The organism is Chloroflexota bacterium (assembly GCA_014360825.1).
GTDB lineage: Bacteria > Chloroflexota > Anaerolineae > UBA2200 > JACIWT01 > JACIWT01.
This window is the reverse complement of record JACIWT010000014.1, coordinates 19,501-34,955: the sequence shown is the minus strand read 5'-3', so window position 1 is coordinate 34,955 and position 15,455 is coordinate 19,501. Positions and strand designations below refer to the sequence as shown.

The window sequence follows — 15,455 nt, the reverse complement described above, 5'->3', positions numbered from 1 at the left end:
TGTTGAGGTTACAAGGAGAAGGACTATGACTGAGGGAAAAGAGGCCCATCCTCTGGTACAATTAGCACGGAAAACAATAGAGGCTTACGTCCAGCGAGGGGAGCGCATACGGCCGCCAGCGCCCGATGAAATGACGCCGGAAATGAAGAGCCGGGCAGGGACATTTGTTTCCTTGCATAGGCACGGGAACCTGCGGGGTTGCATTGGGACAATCGAACCCACGCAGCCTAATGTGGCCCAAGAAGTTATACAGAATGCCATCAGCGCAGCCACTCGCGACCCGCGCTTCCCGCCCGTACGCCCTGAGGAACTGGCAGACTTAGATATCTCCGTGGACGTGCTTACTGAACCAGAGCCCGTCGAATCTTTAGAAGACCTAGACCCGAAGCGTTATGGCGTCATCGTGCAATCGGGTTGGCGGCGTGGACTGTTGTTGCCCGACCTGGAAGGTGTGGATACCGTCGAATATCAGGTGGACATCGCCCGACAAAAGGCTGGCATCGCACCTGGAGAACCCGTGCAACTATTTCGCTTCGAAGTGAAGCGATATCATTAGATCCTACTGCGCTCTACTTCATCAAGAGAATAGGGGCCGCCTACTTCTGCTGTTCCAGGATTTGCACGGGCACTTTTGCCAGAGTCTTGAAGCGCTCGGCATCGGCACGTGAGCCTACGATGTCACCCCAATGCATGGGCACCGCGACCGTGGGTTTAATGCGATTGGCTGCTTCGGCCGCCTCTTCCGCAGTCATCGTGTATTTACCACCAACGGGTAGCAGTGCCACATCGGCTCGGATGGTGCTCATCTCCGGGATGAGATCCGTGTCTCCGGCATGGTAGATGCGCCGTCCACCTACGGTGATAATGTAACCTACACCCCCAGCCGCCTTGGGATGGAAGTCTTTGCCGATGTTGTAGGCTGGCACGACCTCGATGGCAACCCCTTTCACAGTGATCTTGTCCCCCGCCTTGACCGTATGGACATCACCAGTCAGTTTGTTGGCACAAGAAGCCGTGGTGACAATGGACGTTTCGGCTTTGGCGATCTTTTGGATGTCCTCAGGAACGCAGTGATCGTAGTGATCGTGCGTGACGAGGACAAGATCGGCCTTCGGACCATCTTTCAACTTCCAAGGATCAATGTAGACCACGCCTTCCGGCCCCTCAATGCGAAAACTAGCATGGCCTAGCCACGTAATACCTTCCAACATTTGAATCACCTCCTTGGGGATTTCCGCTGTCGGCAGTACTGTGACAGGCAATGTCGCTGGTGTCGTGGCCTTGCCGCAAGACACCAGCGCGAGCGTAGCCGCCCACAAGAATGCAAATCGCAGCACGCGCATAGCACATCCTCCAGACACGGACAACAGCCACCCCAAATTATAGGCCTTTCACGGGCGAATGACAAAGGGCCGCAAACGGAGTGCCAGATACCTCGATTGTGCTTTTGTCTATATCTTGTGATAGAATAGAAATAACCCCGCCTCATTCAAGAGGAATGGAATTCGAAACTTTTGGAGGGAGATGAATGGATTTCGAGTTCACCGACGAACATAAAATGGTGCGTAAGATGGTACGTGAATTTGCGGCACGCGAGATTGCCCCCACCATCAAGGAATTCGACCGTAGGCACGAATTCGACAAGTCCCTTCTGCCTAAGATGGCCGCTCAAGGCCTGCTGGGCATTTGTATCCCGGTGAAGTACGGCGGCGCAGGGATGGATTACATTTCGCTCGCCATCGCCTGTGAAGAATTGGAACGTGTGGACACCGCAGCACGAGTGATCATGTCCGTGCATGTGGGGTTAAACAGTCTTGCTCTGTTCCAATGGGCTACCGAGGAGCAGAAGCAGAAGTACCTGGTACCTCAGGCGATGGGCCAGCGCATCGCCACCTACGGTCTCACCGAGCCTAACGCAGGGTCAGATGTAGTAGGGTTGCAGACCACCGCAGTCCGCGATGGTAATACGTACGTGCTCAATGGCGAAAAGATGTGGATTTCTCTGGCCGATGTGGCCGATCAGTTCCTTATCTTTGCCTGGACGGATCTGGAAAAGAAAAAAGCCCGTGACCATACAGGTCTATCTGCTTTCATTGTCGAACGAGAATTTCCTGGAGTGAGCACGGGTACCATCCACGGTAAGTTAGGCGTGCGGGCTGGCAATACGGGCAGCATCACATTGACGGATGCGCGCGTTCCAGCGGAAAACTTGCTGGGATATGAGGGTGAAGGCTTCAGAATTGCGATGAGCGCATTGGACAATGGACGCTACACGGTGGCAGCAGGAGCGGTAGGCCTCATTGAAGCGTGCCTAGAGGCGTCAGTGAAGTACGCGCTGGAACGCCATACTTTTGGCGTGCCCATTGCTCAGCACCAATTGGTACAACAAATGATTGCCAAAATGGCGGCGCGTCGCGACTACTGCCGTTTGCTTGTTTACCGAGCAGGCTGGCTCAAGAACCGGGGCATCCGTAACACACGGGAGACCTCGTTGGCTAAATGGCTGGCCTGTGATGCCGCGTTCGAGTCGGCAGACGACGCTATACAGATTCACGGAGCCTATGGCTACAGCGACGAATACGACGTAGAGCGTTACTTGCGCAACTCGAGGGGCGCCGTGATTTACGAGGGCAGCCGGGAGATTCAGACGTTGATACAGGCCCAGTATGCGCTGGGCTTCCGCGAGGATAAGCCTCTGCGCTGCGAACTGCCTGCATATGACCCAGAGATATGGCAGAGCGAGTCATAAGAGGTAGCATCAATTTCTTCGCTACCATTCCCATTGGTACGGATATTCCCACCGAGGCGAGGAATTGCGTCCATGACGTGCTTACAGCAGCGCTCCGGGCAGCTGATCCGGTGGATGCTATTCGCGCTCACGTCTCGTGGCATGGAAACGCCCTGCGCGTGAATAACACCGAATACGCGCTTCCGCCAGGACGCAAGGTGTGCGTATTCGGGACGGGCAAAGCCAGTGCGGTGATGGCCGCAACACTGGAAGAGATAATCGGCGAGCGCATTGCAACTGGCTGGGTGAACACAAAGTACGGCCATGCTGTTTCCACGCGCCGGGTGACCGTTCACGAGGCTGGCCACCCATTGCCAGATGAACGGGGTTTGATTGGTACGAGAAGGATGCTCGAACTTCTGCGCCAAACTAGCCAAGAGGATCTGATACTATGCCCTATCTCTGGTGGGGGATCGGCATTATGGACGCTGCCCGTGGAGGGTGTGTCATTGGCAGACATAGCGACACTCACGGACGCTTTGCTAAGGTCAGGGGCGACCATCAACGAGTTCAACGCGGTGCGCAAGCACCTTTCACAGGTACAAGGAGGGCAGTTCGTCAAAGTGGCCCATCCTCGGCCAGTGGTAAGCCTCATACTTTCCGATGTAGTGGGTAGTCCACTAGACGTCATCGCTTCCGGCCCTACTGTGCCTGACCCCACCACTTTCGCCGATGCTTGGGCTGTCTTGGAGAAGTATCAACTTTTGGGACGCATCCCCTTATCAGTTGAAAAGCATTTGCAACGCGGATTGACCGGCGAGGTCCCTGAGACGCCCAAACCAAGCGACCCTGTTTTTGCGCATACTCAGAATGTAGTCATTGCCGACGTAGCAATGGCTGCCGAGGCTGCGGCTAGTCGGGCGCGAGGGCTGGGATTTCACACCCTCTTGCTCACAACCCGGCTGGGAGGTGAGGCGCGGGAGGTAGGATACTTCCTGGCTGGCATCGCCCGAACTATCCATGAGCGTGGTGAACCATCGCCCCGCCCGGCTTGCGTTGTCGCTGGCGGCGAGACCACTGTTACAGTACGGGGGAGCGGGTTGGGCGGGCGCAATCAGGAATTGGCCTTGGCTGCAGCGTTGGGTATTGAGGGGCTACCGAATACGCTGATTGTAGCCTGGGCGAGCGATGGCGGTGACGGACCAACTGTAGCCACTGGGGCCATTGTGGATGGAGGAACTGTGAGCCGGGCAAGGTCAAGAGGATTGGTCCCGGAGCGTTATTTGCAGAACAATGACTCTCACTCTTTTTTCCGCGATCTGGGCGAACTCTGGGTCACCGGCCCGACGCGCACTAATGTCAATGATCTGACGCTCATCTTCGCCTTTTGAGCCCGAGCGCAAGGACGGCAATTCGTGAACTTTTGACAGCCGTCAGAGGAGGAATTGTATGCTGAAGACGAAGATCGTTTGCACCATCGGGCCAGCAAGCCGCTCACCAGAAATGCTACGCGCCCTCATCAAGGCTGGTATGGATGTGGCTCGGTTGAACTTTTCTCACGGTGATCTGGCTTTCCACGCGGAGAATGTGGAGCGCATCCGCGCGGCCTCGGCTGAAGTTGGTAAGCCTGTCGCTATCCTAATGGATCTCCAAGGGCCCAAACTGCGTGTGGGCACCATGCAGGAAGGCGGAGTGCCATTGGAGGAGGGACAAGAAATCATCCTCACCACCCGCCATATCATTGGTCACCCCGGCGAAATCCCGGTGCAATACCCTAAGTTGCCCCAGATCGTAGAACCCGGCGACCGTATCCTGATTGATGATGGCCTTTTGGAAGTGCAGGTTCTCTCTGTGTATGAGGAGGATATCCGCTGCTTAGTGATCACCGGGGGCCTCTTAGAAACCAACAAAGGCATGAACTTGCCTCGAGTACCTCGTGATATACCTGCCATCACAGAGAAAGACATCGAGGACCTCGCTTTCATCCACGAACACCAGGCGGACTGGATTGCCCTTTCCTTTGTACGACAGGCCGAGGAGGTCTCGAAACTCAAGGAACTTATCTTGGAGCGTTCTCCCCTCGGTGAGCCTATTCCGGTGATTGCCAAAATCGAGAAACCAGAGGCGGTAGAGAACATTGACGAGATTATTGCTGTCTCCGATGGCATTATGGTAGCGCGAGGTGATCTGGGCATCGAGACCTCCCCTGAAGAAGTGCCCTTGACCCAGAAAATGATTATCAAAAAGTGCAATATGGCCGGCGTGCCCGTCATCACAGCCACTCAGATGCTCGAATCCATGATACGCAATCCACGGCCCACCCGCGCCGAAGCAAGTGATGTTGCCAATGCTATCTTAGATGGCACCGATGCTATTATGCTGTCTGGTGAGACAGCGGTAGGCAAATATCCTCTGGAATCTGTGGCCACGATGGTGAGAATAGCAGCACGGGCTGAGGAAGAGATACGCCGTTCTGGTGCACGCCGCTCCGTCACTGAACCACGGAAGTGCGGTATCGCCGAGGCGGTGGCTCACGCCAGTTGTGAGACAGCCCGTGACCTGAATGCCGCCGCCATCATCACGCCCACGGTTTCGGGATACACTGCGCGCATGGTGTCCAGTTTTCGTCCTGAGGCTCCTATCATTGCGGTCACGCCCAGCCCGATGGTGCAACGCCGTCTGGCGCTATACTGGGGTGTGTATCCACTACTGGCGAAGCGCACGGACAACACGGATGAGATGATCGCGGATGCCGTGCGTACCGCCCTCGAGCACGGGCTTGTCAAGCCGGGTGATCTGCTGGTCATCACCGGAGGGGCCGCAGGCAGTGCACCAGGTACCACAAACCTGATCCGCGTGCATGTGGTGGAGAAAGTCTTGGGCCAGGGCCAGGGTTTTGGCACAGCAGTGGTAACCGGACGGGTGCGCATCATCACCGAGGAGACGGTGGCTTCCACAGTGATACACCCTGGCGATATCATTGTCACCGAGTGCACAACGCGCCTCTTTGTCCCACTCGTGCGCAAGGCAGCAGGTGTCATCACGGAATTAGGAGGTGAGTCTTGCCATGCGGCATTGCTGGCATTGGAACTAGGTGTGCCGACCATCGTCGGGGTCGAAAACGCCCTCTCGATTCTAAAGGAGGGTCAGGAAATCACAATGGATACACGACGTGGGTTGGTCTACGAAGGACAAGTGTCGGTCAGTTGATAACCGAGGTCTGCACACACACCCCTCGAGAGTATTCGTGCTTGGCATGCATGCGAAATCGAGATAGAATCTTTCTCGCAAGCCCGCGAGGTCGGGGCAAGTAGCACCTATACACTTATAGAGGAGGTAACCTATGGAAAAGAAGACCATTCGCGATATTGATCCCAAGGGCAAACGCGTCCTCGTGCGTGTGGATTTCAACGTGCCATTAGATGAGTCCGGTAGAATCACGGACGATCGGCGCATCCAAGAGGCATTGCCGACCATCCGATATCTGCGCGAGCAGGGAGCCAAGGTTATCTTGTGTTCGCACTTGGGCCGACCAAAGGGCAAAGTTGTCGAGTCCATGCGATTGACCCCGGTGGCCCTGCGGCTTTCTGAACTCCTTGGCGTCACGGTCCACAAGACAGAGGATTGCATTGGGCCCGGGGTGGAGAAAGCGGTAAGGGAACTAAAGGCTGGCGATGTTCTCCTGCTAGAGAATTTGCGCTTCCACAGTGAGGAAGAGGCCAACGACCCTGATTTTGCTAAGAAACTCGCCTCATTGGCCGACATCTACGTGAATGATGCCTTCGGCTCGGCTCACCGGGCCCATGCCTCCACCGAAGGGGTCACCCACTATCTACCCTCGGTAGCCGGGTTCCTGATGGAGAAAGAGTTGACCTTTCTCGGGAAAGCCCTGGCTACGCCAGAGCGCCCATTCGTCGCTATTTTGGGCGGGGCCAAAGTATCAGACAAAATTGCAGTTATCGAGAACCTGCTGGGCAAAGTGGACCGACTGCTCATTGGCGGCGGCATGGCCAACACTTTCCTCAAGGCCCAGGGTTGCCAGGTTGGCCAATCACTGGTCGAGGACGACCGGTTAGATGTGGCCCGAGATTTGCTGGCCCGGGGCAAGGATAAGATCCTTCTGCCCACTGATGTAGTCATCGCCGACAGGTTCGCTGCAGATGCTACCTATCGCACCGTACTGGCCGATCGGGTACCTACCGATTGGCGCATTATGGACATTGGCCCGGAGACGATCAAACGTTTCGAGACAGCGTTGAAGGGTGCGAAAACAGTGGTGTGGAATGGTCCTATGGGTGTCTTCGAGTTCCCGGCCTTCGCCACAGGCACAGTAGCCATAGCCAATGTACTGGCTAAACTCGGGGCAACAACTATCATCGGTGGTGGCGATTCTGCAGCCGCGGTCGAACAGGCTGGCGTGGCTGACAAAATGACCCACATTTCTACGGGGGGTGGTGCATCGCTGGAATTCCTTGAGGGCAAGACACTGCCGGGGGTGGCGGCCCTGAACGACAAATAGCGCTTGGAAGAGAGCGCGGGAGGGTGATGATGAGCGTTAACAGGATCGGAGTATTGACCAGCGGTGGCGATGGCCCGGGACTGAACCCCTGCATCCGCGCAGTAGTACGGAATGCTCTCCACCACGGGCTCGAAGTCGTGGGCATCAAGCGGGGATACATGGGGATGGTTTACAACGAAATGATCCCCCTCAATGCTCGTTCAGTAGGCGGCATCATTGGTCGTGGCGGCACCTTTCTGGGTACCTCCCGCTGCCCCGAGTTCATGACCAAGAAAGGCCAGGTCCAGGCTGTCCGTCATCTGAACGAGGCGGGGATTGATGGCCTCGTGGTCATCGGCGGCGATGGCAGTTTACGCGGGGCGAAGCTCCTCCATGACCTGGGCATCAAGGTGGTCGGCGTGCCGGGTACGATCGACAACGACCTTTGTGGAACGGATATTGCTATCGGTGTCGACACTGCGCTCAATACCGCACTGGAAGCCATCGATCGCATCAAAGATACCGCCTCCTCCCATCAACGGGCGTTTTTGGTGGAGATTATGGGCCGCGACTGTGGATATCTGGCCTTAATTGCTGGCATCGTAGGCGGCGCAGAGATGATCTGTATCCCCGAGGTGCCCTTCGAACTGGAAGATGTCGCCCGCACACTCAATGAGGCCTACTTGCGTGGCAAGGCACATTGCATCATCTCCGTGGCCGAGGGCGCAAGATACAACGCCACCGCCATTGCCGATTATCTGCGCGAGCACCATGAAGAGACCGGCTTCGAAGTGCGGGTGACAATTCTGGGTCACGTACAGCGCGGTGGCTCACCGTCGGCGTTTGACCGGCTCTTAGCCACACGTCTGGGCGCGGCGGCAGTGGATGCTTTGCGCGAAGGCAAAAGCGGCGTGATGGTCGGCCTAATATCTAATAAAATCGTGACTACGCCGATTGACGAGGTGGTGGCTCAAAAGCGTATGCCCGACCTAAACTTGTACAATCTAGCCGAAATCATGGCTCAATAGCCCCCGATGCCAAAGCGGAGCAACAATGATGATTCCTTTCTCGCGATTGAAATCACTGGTGATACCCGCTGAGACTAAGATCGTTTTCCTGGTGATGGATGGGCTGGGAGGACTGCCTCTTCAACCAGGTGGCTTAACGGAACTGGAGACAGCCACGACTCCACACCTGGATGCTTTGGCTTCCCAATCTGTCTGCGGATTAAGTGTGCCCGTCGCTCCCGGCATTACTCCGGGTAGCGGCCCTGCGCATTTAGCGCTCTTCGGCTATGACCCGCTGGCCTGCGAGATCGGCCGCGGTGTGCTGGAGGCACTGGGCGTGGATTTCGATCTCCAGCCGCAGGATGTGGCAGCCCGGGGCAATTTTTGCACCGTGGACAGCGAGGGCCGGGTCACGGACCGGCGAGCAGGACGCATCTCAACCGATGTGAATGCGGAACTCTGTGCCCGATTGCGCGCTATCAAACTCCCGGGTGTCGAAATCTTCGTGGAGCCGGTGAAAGATTACCGCTTTATTCTGGTGCTCCGGGGCGATGGATTGGGTGATGGCTTGACCGAATCTGACCCTCAACAATTGGGAGCATTGCCCCACAAGATAGAGCCGTTATCGGATGCTGCCGACCCTGCCGCTGCGCACCGCACCGCCGACCTCATCAACGAGTTCGTGCGCCAAGCAAAGCCCCTTCTGGCCGACCAGTACCCCGCCAATATGTTCTTATTGCGCGGCATCTCTAAGCGCCCATCTATCCCCACGATGCAGGAGGTTTATGGGCTTAATCCACTGGCCATTGCGGTTTATCCCATGTATCGTGGACTGGCGAAACTGGTGGGGATGCAAGTGTTGCACCCTGGCGAGACAATGGAGGACGAGTTCGCAGCGTTAGAGTCCAACTGGGAGGAGTACAATTTCTTCTTCGTACACATCAAGTGGACTGATAGCGCTGGTGAAGACGGTGACTTCGATCGCAAAGTCTCCATCATTGAACAGGTGGACGCTTACATTCCGCGATTGATGACCCTCAAACCGGATGTGGTCGTTGTTACGGGGGATCACTCCACACCAGCGCTCCTGCGATCCCACAGTTGGCATCCTATTCCAACACTTATCTACTCGCCTTATTGCCGCAGCGATGAGGTGACGGAATTCTCTGAGCGAGGGTGTGCCCGCGGTGCGCTGGGACAGTTCCCAGCCACAGATATCATGCCCCTGGCTCTCGCCAATGCCTTGCGATTGACCAAGTTCGGGGCATAACAGAGCCGATGCCTCGGATGATCGTCGCGCAGGATCTCGGACTCCTATGCTCTGATCCCTTTTGGTGTGTGCTCCGTTGTCGGCTGAGATTAAGATAGGTAAATTATATATCACGCGCGGCGACCTGGTCCTGGCAGTACTAGTCATCCCAGTAGCGCTGGCTATTGCTCTTTTGCCGACCGCCTGGATAGTGCTGGGGATGATCGGGACCGGCCTTTTTGCCTTCGTACTATTGCGGCCGCAGTACGCAGTAGCCTTATTAGCCTTCATGGTGCCTTTCGGCACACTACGCGGTATGACCGTCAGTGGGTTCACCGTCGGCGGGACCGAAATGCTGATTGCCCTGCTTGCCTTTGCGTGGTACGCTCGCATGGTTGCCGACCGTGAAATCCGCATCGTTTGCCCGCCCATCGCTTTCCCGCTCGTTTTTCTCCTTGTGATTATGGTGGCCTCGGTGCTGGCCTCCACTGCCGCTGAACCCGCGGTGAAAGAAATTATCAAATGGGGTGAGGTGCTATTCGTTTGCCTGTTCGTAGCAAATGTAGTGGATCGCGAGGCAGCACGCTGGCTGGTGCTAGGCCTCCTGGTGGCCGGAACGTTAGAAGGGTTGTACGGCATCTACCAATTCGGGCGCAGTATTGGACCGGAAGAGTTCGTGCTTTTCGGACGTTTCATGCGAGCATCCGGGCATTTCTACCAGCCTAATCCCTTCGGCGGGTATATGGGTCTCACCCTGCCTTTAGCCTACGGCTTGCTTTTGGCCGGTCTATCAACTACTCACGAGGGGCGCCCCACAGCAGTGACCTGGGCCGCAGCGGTTGTAGGGTGCACCGTTATGGGTGCGGCGTTGGTGATGAGTTGGTCCCGAGGGGCATGGCTGGGCTTTGGAGTGGCGGCACTGGCTGTTACGTTGGCCCATAGTCGCCGGACGCTTCTATTAGGTTTATTAGGACTGGTGCTCATCGGCCTTTTCCTCCTCCTAGGTGATGCGGCACTGCTGCCAGAATCTCTCATCCAACGCGTGGTTGATTTCGTGCCCTATCTCTCTGGCGTTGACATCCAGGCTGTGGAAGTGACAGACGCCAATTTTGCTATCCTAGAGCGCCTCGCACATTGGAAAGCCGCCTGGGATATGTTCAGTGATCACCCCTGGTTCGGCGTGGGGATTGGCAACTACCCAGTGGTCTACGAGCGTTACGCCATCCCTCGGTGGCAGGATCCCTTAGGCCACGCCCATAACTACTATTTGAACACGTTAGCGGAGATGGGTCTGGTAGGATTAGGAGCCTATGTGCTTTTCGTTGGTGCCGCTCTTGCCACAGCCTGGAAAGCCGTGCGGTGTAGTCAGGGTTACTGGCACGGTGTAGCATTAGGCGCATTTGGTATGTTCATGCACCTGTCGGTGCATAATTTCTTCGACAATCTGTACGTCCATAGTATGGGGGTACAGGTAGGCCTGCTACTGGGAGTAATCTGGCTGATCTGCCGCAGAGCCGAGACGTGACATCTGCGCCTAAAAGGGCGTAAAACTGTGCAGCTCACTTCACCGCCCGGGCGACGGCGAACGTTCTGGGATGTGATACAATTGGCGAAAGCTTTGGCGACGGTGATCGTCCTCTTTCCAAACCTTGGTGACAACCGCCTGTGAACCTTCCGCCACTGGTGAGGGCTTCTCACAATGCGTATAGGCATTGATGTAACTCCTGCTCTATGCCAAAAGGCAGGCATAGGGCGCTATACACGGTGTCTCGTGTCGGCACTGGCCGAGTTAGATCACACGAACGAGTATGTCCTCTTCGCAGCAGGGAAGGTGCCGCCCGATGCGCCGCTGCCGACTCAAGGGAACTTTGCGCTGCGCACGTTTCCCTTATCTGATCGTTGGATGGCTATTCTCTGGTATCGTCTGCGACTCCCTCTGCCCGTTGACTGGTGCACCGGCCGGTTAGATCTATTCCATTCCCCTGATTTCGCCCTGCCACCGCTACGGCAAGGGGCGCGAATTGTCACTGTCCATGACCTCTCCTTCATTCGCACACCCGACTGCGCTGACGAACACCTGCGCGCTTACCTGCTGGCTGTTGTGCCTCCCGCCGTCTACCGCGCCGATCTCGTGTTGGCCGACTCACAGAGTGCAAAGGAGGATTTGGTAACCTTATTAGATGTTCCGCCGGAGAAAGTTCAAGTGCTCTATTCTGGGGTCGAGGCGTGTTTTCACCCTGTGGGAAAGGAAAAGGTAGAGCAGATCAGAGCAAAATACGGCCTGGCCCGGCCCTTTATTTTCTCGGTGGGTACGCTGCAACCGCGCAAGAACTACACCCGGCTCATCGAGGCCTTCGCTTGGCTGAAACGAGAAAAGGGGCTGCCACACGGCTTGGTCATCGCAGGCGAAAGGGGGTGGTTATACGAGGATATGCCACGCCGGGCTCACGAACTCGGCATCGGAGATGACGTGCTCTTTTTGGGCTATGTTGAGGATACGGATTTACCCGCCCTGTATTCAGCAGCGGATGTTTTCGCTTTCCCAAGCCTTTATGAAGGTTTTGGCTTACCTCCGCTGGAGGCAATGGCCTGCGGGACACCAGTGGTCACATCGAACACTTCCTCATTACCAGAGGTGGTGGGAGATGCAGCGCTTACAGTAGATCCCCTGGATGTGCAGGCTATCGCGGAGGCTATCTGGCATGCGTTGGAGAACGCACCCCTGCGGGAACGATTGATACAGGCGGGAAAAAAGCGGGCAGCGACCTTCACCTGGAAAGCAGCGGCAGAGAAGTTGGTCAGGTTGTATCAGGATCTGGTCTTGTAACCAGTAGATATAGCGTTTGTTGTTTCTCCCAATTGCATAGTAAAATCGAAAGCGAAACTTGTGAGCATTTCCATACAAGGAGGAAATGATGAAACTGGCAAAAAGAATGAGTCGGCTGGGGACGGAGACCGCCTTCGAGGTGTTAGTCAGGGCCAAGGCACTGGAGGCGCAGGGGCGGGAGATCATCCACCTGGAGATCGGTGAGCCCGACTTTGATACCCCGGCCAATATCATTGAAGCGGCGTGTAAGGCGCTGCGCAGCGGGCACACCCACTATACCCCCTCGGCTGGCATCCCCGAATTGCGAGAGGCCATCGCTGACTACATGAGCAAAACCAGGGGCATGAAATTCACCCCCGATCAGGTGGTGGTGACGCCGGGCGGCAAGCCTATCATGTTCTTCACTATCCTGGCCTTGTGCGAGCCGGGCGACGAGGTCATCTATCCCAACCCTGGTTTCCCCATCTACGAGTCTATGATTAATTTTACCGGCGCGACCCCAGTTCCCATCCCGCTGCGCGAAGAAAACGACTTCCGCGCGGATGCGGAGGAACTCTGCGACAAGATAACGCCACGCACCAAGATGATCATTATCAACTCGCCCCACAACCCAACCGGCAGTGTGCTCACCCGCGACGACTTGAGGGTTATCGCGGAGGCGGCAGTGAAAAATGACGTGGTTGTGCTCTCAGATGAGATCTATAGCCAAATCATCTACGAGGGTGAACACGTCAGCATCGCCACATTCCCCGGAATGGCTGAGCGAACCATTATCCTCGATGGCTTCTCCAAAACTTACGCTATGACGGGTTGGCGATTAGGTTACGGGGTGATGCCAACGGAATTGGCAAATCACGTGGCACGTTTGATGACCAATTCCAACTCTTGTACCGCGGCTTTCACTCAAATGGCGGGCATCGAGGCCCTCACCGGTCCGCAAACCGAGTCAGAGAAGATGGTGGAGGCCTTCCGCCAACGCCGCGACGTCATCGTGCCGGGCTTATGCGACATCCCTGGTATTCGCTGTGCTAAACCAGCGGGCGCATTCTATGTCTTCCCCAACATCACCGGCACCGGCATGAGCAGCAAACAGTTCGCCGACTATCTCCTCAACGAGGCTGGGGTGGCGGCTCTGTCTGGAACGGCGTTTGGGGACTACGGCGAGGGGTATATTCGCCTTTCCTACGCCAATTCAATCGAGAACATCCGCAAGGCATTGGACCGCATACGCACGGCAGTAGCAAAGTTGGGTGTGAAGTAGAAGCACCGCTCACTCAACCCAGGGCTATGCTGTTTCAGCACCTGACAGGCTTGGCATCGCTTGACCTGATATGAGAACCCCGGAGATTCTCCTCCGGGGTTCTTTGCGTGTCGCTCGCTAATTCTTACACACGATGGGCAAATAGAGCCACCTCAAACGCCTATCGGCGAAATTCACTGTGGTCACTGTGCCCGCGGCGACATAGACTTCTACCCGGTTTTGATCAGGATAAGAGGTGTAGCCTGGTGGGTCAATCTCCTCCACCGTGTACTGGCCCGGAGGGATGTAGGAGAAGACAAAAAGTCCATCGGACAGGGTGATTATCTCGCTCAACTTCACCCCTTGAGCATCCCACAAACGGATAGTTGCGGCTGGGAGAGGTGGTTCACCGGTGTCGCACACGCCATTGGCATTCAAGTCCTCGCATACCATACCCCGAATGGTGCCAGTACTTAAAGTAGGAGTCGGGGTAAGCGTGAGCGTGCGGGTGACAGTGGGCGTGCGGGTCGGGGTTGAGGTGTTCGTCTGAGTGGCAGTGGGTGTAGGCGTGTGGAGAACATAGTGCACCGTCAGCTTAGGGCGCTGATCGAAAAAACCCATCGCGCTATTGGAAGAGGGAAACCAATAGGGGCCCGTGTTGCTTTTGATGACCACGCCGAAGTTATGCCATGGATCATCAACCCACTGTTGGACCAGTTCGGTGACGTCCCACTCGAACCACTTACCCTCTGGCGCGCCGCCGGCGTAAAGGTCAGTGGTATCATTGGCCGGGTCGCAACGGTCAGTGCCGGGTCCGGCGCAACCGGGGAGCGTCCACCAAGTAGTGGCTGTGGCCATGTACCACGTCGCGCTGCCTTCGTCCCACGGTCTCTTCACACAGTACAAATATCCCCGAAAGTCAGGGAGAGCCTCACGTTCTATATAATAGCAATAGAGGGCCAACGTCGCGGACGTAACGCGGGTGTTCGGTGGGAGCCGGGAGACGTCGAACCGCAACAGGCTGACAATAGCCCCCTCCGTCCCGCCGCCCAGCAGATACAGAAATTGCTCGCTGCCGTGGGACGTGTTATCCTCATAGACGAGATAAGTGTCCGTCGCGCCAGTGTATCCTTGATGACCTTGCTGGAACACCTCTACGAAGTCCATCCGGGATGGCAGGGCCAGAACTTCTCTCTTGGTCTGTGCTACTGACATGGCGATCAAAACCACCCATACAGTAACAACGATCAGGAATCCCTTTCGGCTCACTTTGGCCTCCTTGAAATAGGGGTTGTGGTTCGTCAATCCAGTTCCTCCAGGAGCGGGCCGTATTTCTCCGGCTTGAGCACGCCTATGAAGGGCAAATTGCGATAATGTTCGGCAAAATCCAGCCCGTAGCCAATAACAAACTCATTAGGGATCTCAAAACCCACGTAATCGAGTGGGATATCCACCTCGCGGCGTGACGGCTTGCTCAACAGTGTGCAGATACGCAGGCTTTTCGGGCGGCGCGTCCGCAGGTTGGCGATGATATACTCTAGCGTGTGGCCAGTATCAATGATATCTTCTACAATCAGCACATTGCGGCCCTCTATGTTCGTATCTAAGTCTTTCAATATGCGTACGACGCCGCTGGAGGTCGTGCCCCGCCCATAACTGGAGATGGCCATGAAGTCCACCTCGTGAGGGATAGTCAGGTTCCGCATCAGGTCAGCAAGAAATGTCACACCGCCTTTGAGGATGCACACCAGAACCAGGTCCTCTCCCTCATAGTCTCTGGAGATGGCCTTGCCCAACTCGGCTATGCGGGCTTGTATTTCCTCTTCCGAGATCAGGATCTTCGCTACATCATCCGTCATTCCCATGAATATGCCTCCTTATGCAAAGGCAAGTCTATTTCGATGAA

General features: G+C 56.1%; 13 protein-coding genes. 10 read left to right on the top strand and 3 right to left on the bottom strand.

The genetic code is table 11. The annotated features are described in order from the left end of the window. Nucleotides 1–25: 25 nt before the first annotated feature. A complete protein-coding gene (amrA, locus tag H5T64_09865; protein ID MBC7264640.1) occupies nt 26–556 on the top strand; it encodes an AmmeMemoRadiSam system protein A in 531 nt (176 codons plus the stop codon). A 40-nt stretch (nt 557–596) separates the two neighbouring features. Here the strand turns inward: amrA and H5T64_09860 are convergent, their stop codons facing one another. Continuing rightward, on the bottom strand, nt 597–1,211 hold the full coding sequence (locus H5T64_09860; protein ID MBC7264639.1) for an MBL fold metallo-hydrolase: 615 nt from the start codon (nt 1,209–1,211) through the stop codon (nt 597–599). 317 nt (nt 1,212–1,528) lie between these two features. Between H5T64_09860 and H5T64_09855 the strand changes: the two genes are divergently transcribed. The 9 genes from H5T64_09855 (at nt 1,529) to H5T64_09815 (ending at nt 13,570) form a co-directional block, all read left to right on the top strand. Continuing rightward, nucleotides 1,529–2,749 (top strand): acyl-CoA dehydrogenase family protein, encoded by a 1,221-nt coding sequence (locus H5T64_09855; protein MBC7264638.1) that lies wholly within the window; start codon nt 1,529–1,531, stop codon nt 2,747–2,749. Continuing rightward, nucleotides 2,731–4,119, top strand: coding sequence for a glycerate kinase (locus tag H5T64_09850; GenBank protein ID MBC7264637.1), 1,389 nt, complete (start codon nt 2,731–2,733; stop codon nt 4,117–4,119). The genes H5T64_09855 and H5T64_09850 overlap by 19 nt, the downstream gene beginning before the upstream one ends. 58 nt (nt 4,120–4,177) lie before the next feature. Continuing rightward, on the top strand, nt 4,178–5,938 hold the full coding sequence (gene pyk, locus H5T64_09845; GenBank protein MBC7264636.1) for a pyruvate kinase: 1,761 nt from the start codon (nt 4,178–4,180) through the stop codon (nt 5,936–5,938). A 133-nt stretch (nt 5,939–6,071) separates the two neighbouring features. Continuing rightward, nucleotides 6,072–7,247 carry a phosphoglycerate kinase gene (locus tag H5T64_09840; GenBank protein ID MBC7264635.1) on the top strand — a complete coding sequence of 392 codons (1,176 nt, stop codon included), beginning with the start codon at nt 6,072–6,074 and terminating at the stop codon, nt 7,245–7,247. 29 nt (nt 7,248–7,276) lie between these two features. Beyond that, on the top strand, nt 7,277–8,254 hold the full coding sequence (gene pfkA, locus H5T64_09835; GenBank protein ID MBC7264634.1) for a 6-phosphofructokinase: 978 nt from the start codon (nt 7,277–7,279) through the stop codon (nt 8,252–8,254). 28 nt (nt 8,255–8,282) lie between these two features. Next, entirely contained in the window at nt 8,283–9,503 is a 1,221-nt protein-coding gene (locus H5T64_09830) for a 2,3-bisphosphoglycerate-independent phosphoglycerate mutase (protein ID MBC7264633.1), read from the top strand. Between the two features lie 76 nt (nt 9,504–9,579). Next, nucleotides 9,580–11,007: an O-antigen ligase family protein gene (locus tag H5T64_09825; protein MBC7264632.1), complete on the top strand. Its 1,428-nt coding sequence runs from the start codon at nt 9,580–9,582 to the stop codon at nt 11,005–11,007. A gap of 174 nt (nt 11,008–11,181) precedes the next feature. Continuing rightward, nucleotides 11,182–12,309, top strand: coding sequence for a glycosyltransferase family 4 protein (locus H5T64_09820; protein ID MBC7264631.1), 1,128 nt, complete (start codon nt 11,182–11,184; stop codon nt 12,307–12,309). Between the two features lie 88 nt (nt 12,310–12,397). Then, nucleotides 12,398–13,570, top strand: a complete 1,173-nt coding sequence (locus H5T64_09815; GenBank protein MBC7264630.1) for a pyridoxal phosphate-dependent aminotransferase — start codon at nt 12,398–12,400, stop codon at nt 13,568–13,570. A gap of 117 nt (nt 13,571–13,687) precedes the next feature. Here H5T64_09815 and H5T64_09810 read toward each other — a convergent pair whose 3' ends face one another. Together H5T64_09810 and hpt are read right to left on the bottom strand one after the other, a co-directional pair. Next, a complete protein-coding gene (locus H5T64_09810) occupies nt 13,688–14,818 on the bottom strand; it encodes a DNRLRE domain-containing protein (protein ID MBC7264629.1) in 1,131 nt (376 codons plus the stop codon). Between the two features lie 32 nt (nt 14,819–14,850). Next, nucleotides 14,851–15,408, bottom strand: coding sequence for a hypoxanthine phosphoribosyltransferase (hpt, locus tag H5T64_09805; GenBank protein ID MBC7264628.1), 558 nt, complete (start codon nt 15,406–15,408; stop codon nt 14,851–14,853). Nucleotides 15,409–15,455: the final 47 nt, after the last annotated feature.

Excerpts from the sequence above, each read along its gene's own strand:
- amrA (MBC7264640.1), top strand. The coding sequence starts at position 26 with ATGACTGAGGGAAAAGAGGCCCATCCTCTGGTACAATTAGCACGGAAA.
- H5T64_09860 (MBC7264639.1), bottom strand. The coding sequence starts at position 1,211 with ATGTTGGAAGGTATTACGTGGCTAGGCCATGCTAGTTTTCGCATTGAG.
- H5T64_09855 (MBC7264638.1), top strand. The coding sequence starts at position 1,529 with ATGGATTTCGAGTTCACCGACGAACATAAAATGGTGCGTAAGATGGTA.
- H5T64_09850 (MBC7264637.1), top strand. The coding sequence starts at position 2,731 with ATGGCAGAGCGAGTCATAAGAGGTAGCATCAATTTCTTCGCTACCATT.
- pyk (MBC7264636.1), top strand. The coding sequence starts at position 4,178 with ATGCTGAAGACGAAGATCGTTTGCACCATCGGGCCAGCAAGCCGCTCA.
- H5T64_09840 (MBC7264635.1), top strand. The coding sequence starts at position 6,072 with ATGGAAAAGAAGACCATTCGCGATATTGATCCCAAGGGCAAACGCGTC.
- pfkA (MBC7264634.1), top strand. The coding sequence starts at position 7,277 with ATGAGCGTTAACAGGATCGGAGTATTGACCAGCGGTGGCGATGGCCCG.
- H5T64_09830 (MBC7264633.1), top strand. The coding sequence starts at position 8,283 with ATGATTCCTTTCTCGCGATTGAAATCACTGGTGATACCCGCTGAGACT.
- H5T64_09820 (MBC7264631.1), top strand. The coding sequence starts at position 11,182 with ATGCGTATAGGCATTGATGTAACTCCTGCTCTATGCCAAAAGGCAGGC.
- H5T64_09815 (MBC7264630.1), top strand. The coding sequence starts at position 12,398 with ATGAAACTGGCAAAAAGAATGAGTCGGCTGGGGACGGAGACCGCCTTC.
- hpt (MBC7264628.1), bottom strand. The coding sequence starts at position 15,408 with ATGACGGATGATGTAGCGAAGATCCTGATCTCGGAAGAGGAAATACAA.